The 11,166-nt window shown below is 47.8% G+C and carries 11 protein-coding genes; 10 read left to right on the forward strand and 1 reads right to left on the reverse strand.

Features of this window, described 5'->3' with window-relative positions:
- Window positions 1–748, reverse strand: a 748-nt coding sequence (locus Q0620_RS02190) for an anaerobic C4-dicarboxylate transporter family protein (protein ID WP_298783032.1), incomplete at its 3' end; no start/stop codon positions are given.
- A 294-nt stretch (window positions 749–1,042) separates the two neighbouring features.
- On the opposite strand from Q0620_RS02190, the gene Q0620_RS02195 reads away from it, so the two are divergent.
- From Q0620_RS02195 to Q0620_RS02240, 10 genes are read left to right on the forward strand one after another with little or no spacing between them, the layout of a single operon-like run.
- Window positions 1,043–2,200 (forward strand): hypothetical protein, encoded by a 1,158-nt coding sequence (locus tag Q0620_RS02195; protein WP_298783033.1) that lies wholly within the window; start codon window positions 1,043–1,045, stop codon window positions 2,198–2,200.
- 12 nt (window positions 2,201–2,212) lie between these two features.
- Complete coding sequence (nosZ, locus tag Q0620_RS02200; protein WP_005870833.1) at window positions 2,213–4,804, forward strand: Sec-dependent nitrous-oxide reductase; 2,592 nt, start codon at window positions 2,213–2,215, stop codon at window positions 4,802–4,804.
- A 42-nt stretch (window positions 4,805–4,846) separates the two neighbouring features.
- On the forward strand, window positions 4,847–5,623 hold the full coding sequence (locus tag Q0620_RS02205) for a hypothetical protein (protein ID WP_005870834.1): 777 nt from the start codon (window positions 4,847–4,849) through the stop codon (window positions 5,621–5,623).
- On the forward strand, window positions 5,620–6,825 hold the full coding sequence (locus Q0620_RS02210) for a nitrous oxide reductase family maturation protein NosD (RefSeq protein WP_298783034.1): 1,206 nt from the start codon (window positions 5,620–5,622) through the stop codon (window positions 6,823–6,825). Before Q0620_RS02205 ends, Q0620_RS02210 begins: the two co-directional genes overlap by 4 nt.
- A complete protein-coding gene (locus Q0620_RS02215; RefSeq protein WP_298783035.1) occupies window positions 6,822–7,637 on the forward strand; it encodes a 4Fe-4S dicluster domain-containing protein in 816 nt (271 codons plus the stop codon). The genes Q0620_RS02210 and Q0620_RS02215 overlap by 4 nt, the downstream gene beginning before the upstream one ends.
- Entirely contained in the window at window positions 7,634–8,251 is a 618-nt protein-coding gene (locus Q0620_RS02220; protein ID WP_298783036.1) for a hypothetical protein, read from the forward strand. Before Q0620_RS02215 ends, Q0620_RS02220 begins: the two co-directional genes overlap by 4 nt.
- On the forward strand, window positions 8,248–8,694 hold the full coding sequence (locus tag Q0620_RS02225; protein ID WP_297883279.1) for a cytochrome C: 447 nt from the start codon (window positions 8,248–8,250) through the stop codon (window positions 8,692–8,694). Before Q0620_RS02220 ends, Q0620_RS02225 begins: the two co-directional genes overlap by 4 nt.
- A 3-nt stretch (window positions 8,695–8,697) precedes the next feature.
- The gene (locus tag Q0620_RS02230) at window positions 8,698–9,600 is read left to right on the forward strand and encodes a NapH/MauN family ferredoxin-type protein (protein ID WP_298783037.1); all 903 of its coding nucleotides are present in this window, start codon (window positions 8,698–8,700) and stop codon (window positions 9,598–9,600) included.
- Window positions 9,601–9,608: 8 nt separating this feature from the next.
- Window positions 9,609–10,247, forward strand: coding sequence for an ABC transporter ATP-binding protein (locus Q0620_RS02235; RefSeq protein ID WP_298783038.1), 639 nt, complete (start codon window positions 9,609–9,611; stop codon window positions 10,245–10,247).
- Window positions 10,231–10,905, forward strand: coding sequence for a hypothetical protein (locus Q0620_RS02240; protein WP_298783039.1), 675 nt, complete (start codon window positions 10,231–10,233; stop codon window positions 10,903–10,905). Before Q0620_RS02235 ends, Q0620_RS02240 begins: the two co-directional genes overlap by 17 nt.
- The last annotated feature ends 261 nt before the right edge of the window (window positions 10,906–11,166 follow it).

Raw genomic sequence — 11,166 nt, forward strand, 5'->3', positions numbered from 1 at the left:
TGCAAACCCACTTAATCCTAGGAAGCTTTTGACCTAACAAGGTCGTGCTTTCGCTGTAGATATATTTTTTCTGCTCCGGATCTTTGATCTTTTCTTGGAATTCCGGATCTTTATCTAGATCTTTACCTCTAAAAATCGACCACGTTCCGATCGCAAGCATACCGATGAAAGTAGAAGGGATTGTTAATTTAAGTAGATCCAAATACGTACTAAAGCCCTCGATATGCACGCCTTGACCTAGCAAGATCGCGACCATCGAAACGCCGGCAACCGAAACGGGGCTGGCGATGATAGCAAGCTGCGAGGAGATCGTAGAAGCAGCCATCGGGCGCTCAGGGCGAATCCCATTTTTAATAGCTACGTCATAGATGATCGGAAGCAGCGTATAGACGGTGTGTCCCGTTCCGCATAAAATCGTAAGCGTCCACGCAACCATAGGAGCGATGATACATATAAATTTAGGATGCTTTCTAAGAAGCTTCTCGGCAAGCTGAAGCATAACGTCAAGTCCGCCCGTAGCCTGTAGCGTCGCACTCGCTACGACGACGGCCAGGATGGTAAGGATAACGTCAACGGCGGGCTTTCCGGGTTGAAGCTTAAAACCGAATACCAAAATTACAAGTCCTATGCCGCCTAAAATTCCAAGGGCCATACCGCCCTTTTTAGCGCCATAGAACAAACAGCCAAGCACGATAAGCAATTGAATAAAAAATTGCGTGCCCTCAGACAAACTTGTCAGAAACTCCATCGTTTCTCCTTCGTAAAAATTAAAACAAACTTTGGCGATTATACTAACTTTTTATTTAAACAAAATTAAAGGAGCGTTACGAATTGTAAAAATCTATCAAAATAAAAATTTACTGAAATTATAATTTTAAAGCAGAATTTATAGCGAAATGTGAAAAATAAAATTTCACTTAGAGCTGTTTTTATATCATAGAATTTCGCAACTTTTAAGAAAACTTAGAATTCCATTATAGCTCAAGCTTTAAACCGATTTTTAAGCCTTGGAGTAGTATCATTTCGCAAAGAGTGGATTAAGATGAATTTTATAAAATTTTGTATTGCCTTTTTGATTTGTTTATCGCAGATGGCAGCAGCAGGTAGCTTTGATCTAAACTCCACGCTGCGTCTGGGCGCATTCGACGCAAGCTCGCACCGACTGCTTTTATGCGACAGTGGCGGCGAGCTTAGGATGTTTGATACTGCTAAATGGGATGTGGAGTTCGCGCAAAAATACAGCGATAACGAAATCACGGCTCTAAATTTTAAAAACGGCAAAATTTATCTAGCTTGGGGCGGAGCCGAAATCGCGGTACTAAACGATAGATTAAAGTTTTTAGGCGCGCTTAAGACGGGGCGTAGCGGCACAGCCCAAATAGATGCGATCTATGCCGCAAAAGACGCGATTTACGCGGTAGTGGATAAGAATCAACTAATAAGATTAGACGAAGACCCTGATAACAGCGCGGATGGCGGCTACGCCCCAGGTGAGAATTCCACCGCGAACGGGCAATCTTTAAATAAAAATTCCATCCCAGATGGGCTGCGCGGAATTTCGTTTCATTACGGCAGGATCAATGCCGTTAGCCTAGGCGCTAACGGACTTTGCGTCGCAAGCTGGAGCGGCGTAGCCTGTTTTAGTGCAGATCTTGTCGCGATTAAATTTAGCGGCATCGATACAGCGCCTAATCGCGCCGCGCAGGGAGAGCTTGGTGGCGTGAAATCTAAAGATGCGGAATTTAATAGCACAAAAAGTGTGCAAGGCTCCGAGCCAAACAAAACGAAAGCTAGCGGCGCAAAGAGCGCGGAATTTCAAAGCTTAGAATTCAAAGGCGCAAAATTTCAAGACGAGGGGCTTAAAACCCAAAGCGAAATTTCAGTCGAAGCTGGCGATAAAAATTTAAGCGGCTCTATCGCCACTGCGCTTGCAGACTGCGACGGGACGCTGTTTACGGGCGATATAGAGGGGAATTTTATAAATTTAAAAAGCGGCGAGCGCAAAAGCGTGGGCTCTTGGATCAAATCCATCGTATGCGCCCGCGGCACGCAGTTTATCGCTACTAAAGATAAAATTTACGAAAATCAAAAAGCAGGATTAAAGGAGGTTGTGGATTTAAAAAGCGAATTTTTAGCGATGTACGCAGACGGGGAAGCGATCCTCGTAGTCAGCAAATCAGGTAAAATTTTAAAATTCTAAGAAAGGATTAGTATGTTAAAAAGTTTCAAACCCGTGCTTTTGGGCTCGGTTTTGTTCGCCGCAAGCGCCCTGTGTGCCGCAGATAGCGACCTAGAGCGCGTGATGAAAGAACGAAATTTAAGCGAAAAAGACGTTTTAGCGGCGGCTAAGACCTATCAGCCGACCGGTAGGAAGGACGATTATATGGTCTTCTCTTCCGGCGGTCAAAGCGGACAGGTGATCGTTTACGGCGTGCCGTCGATGAGGATCTACAAATATATCGGCGTATTTACCCCGGAGCCTTGGCAGGGATACGGCTTTGATGAGGAGAGTAAGGCGGTCTTAAGATCGGGCTCCATTAACGGCAAAGAGATCAACTGGGGCGATACTCACCATCCAAATTTCAGCGAAAAAAACGGCGAATACGTGGGCGATTATCTCTTTATCAACGATAAGGCGAACCCAAGAATTGCGGTTATAAATTTATCCGATTTCGAAACCACTCAGATAGTCGTAAATCCGGTAATCAAAAGCGATCACGGCGGCTCTTTCGTAACGCCTAATACCGAATACGTCATCGAAACCAGCCAATACGCAGCCCCTTTCGATAACGACTGGCACCCGATCGAAGAGTATCAGGCGGTTTATCGCGGTGCGGTAACGCTATGGAAATTTGACTACGACAAAGGTAAAATCGACGTAAATAAATCCTTTTCTCTAGAGCTTCCTCCATATATGCAAGATCTAAGTGACGCAGGTAAGGGCGAGAGCTTCGGCTGGGCGTTTACCAACAGCTTTAACTCCGAAATGTACACAGGCGGCATCGAAAAGGGTCTGCCTCCGATGGAAGCCGGTATGAGCCGCAACGATACCGACTACCTGCACGTTTACAACTGGCAAATTCTAGAAAAGCTTGCTCAAGACAGCAAAAACTATAAGGTCGTAAACGGACACAGAATCGTTACGATAGACGCCGCCGTAAAAGCGGGAGCGCTATTTTTGATCCCTGAGGCTAAATCCCCTCATGGCGTCGATGTTAGCCCTGATGGTCGCTATATCATCATCGGCGGTAAACTAGATACTCACGCTAGCGTTTATGATTTCAAAAAGATCAAAGAGCTAATTGATAAGAAAGAATATGCAGGCAAGGATCCATACGGAATTCCGATCCTAGATATGCAAAAGACGCTTCACGGACAAGCAGAGCTTGGTCTTGGACCTTTGCATAACACCTTCGATTCGCAAGACGGCGTAATCTATACATCGCTTTACGTTGATAGCCAGATCGTAAAATGGAACTACAAAACGCTAAAAGTTTTAGATAGGATCAACGTCCACTACAATATCGGTCACCTCGACTCCATGGAGGGCAAATCCTCTAAGCCTGTCGGCAAATACGTAATCGCGCTGGATAAGCTTTCGATCGATAGATTTAATCCTATCGGACCGCTTCATCCGCAAAATCACCAGTTGATCGACATTACAGGACCTAAAATGGAGATGCTTTACGATCTTCCTATCGGTCTAGGTGAGCCACATGACGTAGTTTCTATCGCAGCTAGCAAGCTTCATACGAAACCTACCTATACTATGGGAACAAACTCTCGCACCGGCAAGCAGCACCCTGCTATGACGCTAGCAGGTCAGGAGCGCATCGAGCGCGACGGCAAAAACGTAAAAGTCTATGCTACAGCGATCCGCAGCCATATTAATCCTGAGCACATCGAGGTTAATAAGGACGATAACGTAACGATCTATATGACAAATTTAGAGCGTGCCGAGGACGAAACTCACGGCTTTACGGTTGATGATTACGATCTGCATATGTCGCTTGAGCCGGGTAAGACTGCGAGCGTAAATTTCATCGCAGATAAAGAGGGCGTATTTCCTTTCTACTGCACAGAATTCTGCTCTGCGTTGCACCTTGAGATGTTCGGATATCTATATGTAAAAGATCCGAATAAAAAATACACTTCAGCTAAAGCGTCTATGCTAAAAGCTCTTAGCCCTGAGGCTTTAAAAGCCGAATACGACAAGGTAGTAGCTACGAATAAAGCCACCGACGACGTTATTCAATCAGTCGTTAAATTCTTAAAAGAGAAAAACTACGAGAAATATCCTAAGGTCAAGGCTTTAGTCGATGACGCGCTGGATCAATACGGCAAAATTCCTGAAACCAAAGCCAAGGCAGACGCCGCGGTAAAAGCCGGCGATATGAACGGCGCGATACTTTGGGAAGGTCAAGTTTGGCAGTATTTAGTAAAAACCGCAGATGTCGGACTTCGCGCTAAAAATAACCTGATCCGCGAGCTCTCCACTCCTATGAGCGAGGCTGCGTCTAACGGCGAAAAGGCTTACCTGCGCGGAGGCTGCAACGGCTGCCACGTCATCGGTCAAGTAAGCTCGGGTCCTGATCTAACGGGCGTCCTACTTCGCCATGAAAACGGCGAGAAATGGGTAGCCGATTTTATCAAAGACCCTGCTAAATTCTACGAAGACGACTACGTTAAGGCAATGATAAATTACTTCAACCTTCGCATGCCAAATCAGCATATGAAAGACGAAGAGATCAAAGATATCATCGAATACCTAAAATGGGTCGATGAGAACGCGGGCCTTAACTAGCCCCACTCTCCCCCGCAAGGGGGAGAATTTAAAGGAGATGAAATGCCAAAATATAAAATTTACGCGATTTTAGCGCTGCTTATTATGACGGTCGCTTTTACCATCCCTACGCTCGGATTTTTCAAAGTCCAAGGCAAAATCGTATCGGGGCAGGTTAGCAGCGTCTCGCAGCTGCCCGCATACTCCGCACCGATATGGAATTTTTATACGAAAGCATCGTATAAAAATCACCTAATTCCTAGTGATGTTAAAAACGATCTAGGCGCGATGCTGGAGCATAAATTTGAAGTGGGCGTACCTAGCATACCCGTATGGAAAATTTCACTCGAGGCGCCGAACTATCCAAAAGAGGCTTTCCCCGATGGAATTCCACTTTACGTCCACGTTGACGGCTTTAGCGGCGATGTCGGCGAGATGAATACCCTAAATCACTATATCGGCATGTATCCTGTCTGGCGCGGCGGCACGCTCGAGCACTCGCTATCGCCGTATTATCTCATAATCGCTACGATCGGTATGCTTGCGTTTTTGTACTACGACGGCAAGGGGCAGACCCTGCTTATGATCCTGCCGATCATTGCGCCGCTTATCTTCATCGGCTGCTACGTGGGCTGGCTGTATTGGTTCGGGCACAACCTGCAAGACTGGGGTGCGTTTAAAATAAAGCCTTTTATGCCTACAGCATTTGGCGACGGCAGCGTAGCGCATTTTACTACCCATTCATATCCGGCTCTTGGCTTTTGGCTGATGCTAGCTTTATCGCTGCTATCGGCGTTAGCTCTACTATCTAAGAAAAAATTCCTACGAGAGCATAGATGAGGCTTTTGCTTCTAGCATTCTCGCTCGCGCTAAGCTTAGGCGCGGGCGAGCTTCAAGACGCGATCGATAGCGCAAAAGCGGGCGATATTATCGAACTAGCCGCGGGCGAGTACCACGGCAATATTTTAATCGATAAACCCCTTACTATCGACGGACTAGACCGCTCCGCCGTGATCATAGGCGATCGCAACGGAACGGTCATCCGCGTCCGCTCTCCGCATGTTACAATCAAGAATTTAACAATTCAAAACGGAGGCTTCGAGCATCTTAGCGAGGATGCGGGGATCAACGTAAGCGACGTAAACAATGTAATCATAAAAAATAATCTCATCAAAGACGTGCTCTACGGCGTCGTGCTAAGCAAGGCAAACGACGTAACGATCGAGGGCAACGAAATTTCAAGCAATACCTACCGCACGAGTTTTAAAGGCGACGGCATCAAGCTTTGGTACTCCAATGCCAATAAAATTTTAAATAACGACGTCCACAACGTCCGCGACACCGTTTTTTACTTCTCAAACGGCAATCTCGTCGCAGGCAATAAAGGTCACAGCTGCCGCTATTCGCTGCACTTTATGAACTCCGGGCATAACGTCGTGGAGGATAACTACTACGACGGCAATAGCGTGGGATTATTTTTTATGTTTTCAAGCGACAATATCGCCAGACGTAATGTCGTGCGCAACGCAGACGGCGCTTACGGCGTAGGCATAGGTATGAAGGATAGCTCAAATTTCAGGGTTACGGATAATAAAGTCGTTTACAACGCCCGCGGATTTTATTTGGATCAATCCCCCTACCAGCCGGGCTCACTTAACGTTTTTGAAAACAACGATATCGAATACAACAGCATCGGCGTGCAATTCCACGCCACGCAGTTAAAAAGCGTATTTAAAAACAATAAATTTAAAGGCAATATGGAGATTGTGCTAAACGATACGCCCCAATCCAAGCTCTTGCAAAACGAATGGAGTGGCAACTACTTCGACGATTACGACGGATTTGACCGCGACGGCGACGGTTACGGCGACGTTAGCTACAGCTCATACGCCTACGCGGATAGGCTTTGGGCGTATAAACCGAATGTGCGGTTTTTTTACGGCTCCAGCGGGATCGCGCTTTTAAATTTCATCTCCAAGCTCGCTCCGTTTTCAGAGCCTGAGCTACTGCTAAAAGATCCAAAACCTAGGATGAAGCAATGATAAAGAATAGACGCGAAGCGATAAAACTACTCGGCGGAGCGCTTGGGACGCTCGGGGCAGCGAGCTTGTTTGCGGATGAAAATTCTGCCAATTCCGCGGGCGGCGAAGCGCAGAATTCCGGCGCGTCAAATTCCGTAAATTCTGCGGAGCAAAATTCCGTGCCGAATTCCATAAAACAAAATTCTGCGGAAAATTATAGCGGGGATTCCGCCTCTTTATATCTACGCCCGCCTGGAGCGCTAGCGGAACGAGGCTTCCGCTCTAGCTGTATCAAGTGCGGTCAATGCGTGCAGGTCTGCCCCTATCACAGCATCTATCTGCTCGATATTACGCATCTTTTTGACATCGGAACCCCGGTCATCGACGCCAAAGAGCGGGGCTGCTATCTTTGCGGCGCGCTTCCTTGCGTGCTCGCCTGTCCAAGCGGCGCGCTCAGCCACGAGACGAACGAGCCCAAAAAGGTTGCGATGGGTATCGCCGTAATTGAAAATTTAGACGCCTGTTTGGCGTATCGCGGGCAGACTTTAAAATCTAGTGATCTGCGCCTAAAGCCCGCCAAGACCGAGCAGGAGCGCGAGCTAAACTCAGCGCTGGCGGCGAAAGAGGGCAAACCCTGCGATCTATGCGCGTCGCTATGTCCTTACCCGCAGCCGCTTGATGCCATTGCGATGATAGAAGCAGGCGCGTATTTCGCCCCGCAGATCCGTAGCGCTTGCGTCGGCTGTGGCGCGTGCGCAGAGCTCTGCCCGGCGCGTATCATCGAGATAATCCCGCGGGCGGATTACAAATCAATCTATGAAGGAAAACAATGAAAAACTCTATTAAATTCCGCCTCTGCTCGCTAGCTGCGGCGCTTTTGCTGTGCGGCTGCGGAGATGACGGCGATTCAAGCTCTGCCGCCGCAAATTCTGCAGGGCAAAATTCTGCGGATCAGAATTCCGCGAGTGTAAATTCCGCATCGCAGAGCGTGGAACAAAATCATACTGCAAAGCCTCGCATCAGCGTTAAAAGCGGCGAAGCGCCCAAGAAGGACGATAAGTTCGTAAGCTACGATTTTTACGGCGAACGAAAGGTAAATTTTAATCTAAACGGCGACGTGAATGAAACGACCAAAAATATCGTGGCGTATTCAAGCATCAAAAACCAATACGAAAAGCTAAATTTCGACCTTATGAAAAAGCGCCTTGGGCATGATTTTATCCTGCGCTGTTCAGCGTGCCACGACGACTACGCCAACGGCATCATCGGTCCGTCGCTTCTGGATAAAACCGACGCGCAGATCGTGGATATGATTAAAAAGTATAAATTCAAAGAAAAGCCTAATCCTCTTATGGTGCAGCTCGTCGAGGGTATGAGCGAGCAGCAGATAGAGACGATGGCGAAAGAAATTTACGAGTTCAACAAACAATTTAAGGAGCAGAAATGAAACCGGGCAAAATTTTAGCTTTGATTTTGGGTGTAGCACTGATCGCGCTGATGATCTTTATGGCTAGTTCGGACGATTCTAGCGCGCCGCAGCAAGAAGTCAAGCCGCAGGTACAAGCAAAGCCTGCGCCGCAGAGCAAAAGCGTCGATCTCATCGACGATAAGGATGTAAAAAATATTAAAATTTTGCAGCAGAGCGTCAAAGAGCGCGATTTTAAGGTTAGTAGCTCCTATCTGGTAAGCTGCGCGCCCTGCCACGGCGATGACGGACGCGGCAAGATCGCTCCGCCGATCGGAGGCAAGAGCAAGGATCAAATTTTAGCAAGCCTCAAAGATTATAAAGCGGGTAAGATCAAAAACAGCCTGATGAGCGGACTTTTAACTAACGTAAGCGACGAGAGCCTAGATAAGCTCGCGGATGAAATTTCAAAATTTAAAGAGTAGCTCTTGGACAAATATAATTCGCGATGCACGATCAAAAATACGAGCTTTTTCTCGACCTTCGCGCTTAAAAATAAAAGCGGCAAATGGCGTCCCAGCATTCGGGCTCTGCGCTACGCCACGGTATTTTTGGTACATCTGCTTTTCGTGCTTTCCTTTCGCGCCGATATTCAAATTTTAGAAGGCGACATCAGCGGCTCGCGGATACTTGGCTTTCACTTAGCAGATCCTTTCGCGACTCTTGAGGTGATCGCCGCGCACAAAGATCTGCCGATAAATCTACTCATCGGCTCGGGCACCATTTTGCTGTTTTACTTCATCGCGGGCGGCAAGGCGTTTTGCTCGTGGATATGCCCTTACGGAGCGCTTAGCGAGATCGGCGAAAAGCTGCATAATACGCTAATTACTAAGCACGTCATCAAAGAGCGCTCATTGCCGCGCGGTATGCGATATGCGATCTGGGCGGTGTTTTTGCTGCTAAGCGCGATTACGGACCTGCTCGTTTTTGAAATTTTTAACGTCGTGGGAATTTTATCGCGCCTCATCATCTACGGCTTCTCGCTGGCGGGGCTTTGGATCGTTTTTGTATTTTTGCTCGAAGTGTTTTTTAGCAGGCGAGCGTGGTGCACTCATCTATGCCCGCTAGGCAGCACCTATTCGCTTGCGGCGAAAGCTAGCCTTAGCAAGATTACTTGGGATAAAAGCAGGTGCGATCACTGCGGCGTTTGCCAAGACGTCTGCTTCGTCTCGCACGTGCTAGACATCACCAAAAAAAAGGCGTCCGAAAACCTGGGCGATAAGAGCAAATTTATGCTAAAAGGGATCGACTGCACGCTGTGCGGACGCTGTATCGACGTGTGTCACCAAGACGCGCTCAGTATCGGCAATAAGCTAAAAGATATGATCTAAGGAAGCCTATGATAGAGATTAAAAACGTAAGCAAGAAATTCGCAGATCAATTCGTTTTAAAAGATATCGATCTAGATATCGCGGACGGCGAGCAGGTGCTTTTCGTCGGGCAAAACGGCGCGGGCAAAAGCTCGCTAATGCGGACGATTTTGGGCGAATACATACCCACAAGCGGCAGCGTCGCTATCGACGGATTTGATTCGTTTAAGCAGCGCAGCCACGCTCTACGCGGTATCAGCTTCGTGCCGCAAACCCCGCCGCCGCTTAAGCTGAGCCTAAATGAGCTCATCTACTTCGCCGAGCGCACAGCCGACGCAAGCAGAGCGGATATAGTAAAATTTTGCGACGAAATGGAGCTTGATCTGGGTTCAAATTTAAACAAACCCTTTCATAAGCTATCTGGCGGTATGAAGCAGAAATTTTTAATCGCACTAGCATTCGGCAGAGCCAGCAAGGCGATGATTTTCGACGAGCCGACAGCCAATCTCGATCCGAGCGCGCGCGAGCATTTTAAGACGCTTTTGCGTAAGTATGCAAAAGACAAAAGCTTAATCTTTATCTCGCATAGGCTCGACGAGGTTGAAGGGCTGGTAAAAAGAATGATTTGTATGGATCTAGGGAGGATCGTAGATGACAAAAATGTTTAAATTTTTACTTTGCGCACTTGCGGCGCTTACGTTTCTAGGCTGCGGCGACGAGAAGGACTACGGCAACGTCCACTACGACAGGGACGTGTGCGAGCACTGCCAGATGGCGATCAGCGACAACCGCTTCAGCGTCGATGTACGCGTGGACGGCAAAAACCATTACTTTGACGACATCGGCTGCTTGGTGGATTTTATGGTTACCAACGACAAACTAAACTGGCTGAAGGACGCCAAAATTTACATCAATGACGCTAGCGGCAACGGCGAGTTTATCGACGCACGCACGGCGCATTTTTACAAGGGCTTTAAAACCCCTATGTCGTTCGGCTGGGGCGCGTTTAAAAACAAGCAAGAGGGAAAGCAAGACTTCAACTTCGATCAAGTAGTCGCGGCGCTTAAAGCAGGCGGCGGCTCGCACGGCATGGGAATGGGCGATATGGGTCGCGATGCGCACGGCAATATGGGAAGTATGCATGGCGATATGGGCGGCATGAAAGACCCTCATTCCGCAGAGCACGGCATGAATGAACCTAAGCATGATATGGGCGGCGGCGATGCAGGCAGCACGGCGCACTCTCAAGGCTCACCGCACGATATGGGGAATATGCGCGAAAGTAACGGCACTGCGCACGATATGCATTCGGGGCACGCGCATTAAAGATGGTTTCAGTTAAGGCGAAATTTTAAGCGGCCCATGTTTTGCGCTAAATTTAAAGCCTGAATTTCAGCGCGCCGTCCGTGCCGCCATAGATGAGGTAAAATTTTACTTCGCGACTTCAGCGTGAGGCAAAGCCAGGCTTAAAAGACGGCTGCGAAATTTTATATCACAACGCGGCTAAATTTAATGTGTGGTATAAAATTCCGCTTTGCGCTTTAAATTTACGCGGACGCTTCGGTTTAAAATTTCGCCGTAAATTTA

The organism is uncultured Campylobacter sp. (assembly GCF_938017615.1).
Classification (GTDB): domain Bacteria; phylum Campylobacterota; class Campylobacteria; order Campylobacterales; family Campylobacteraceae; genus Campylobacter_B.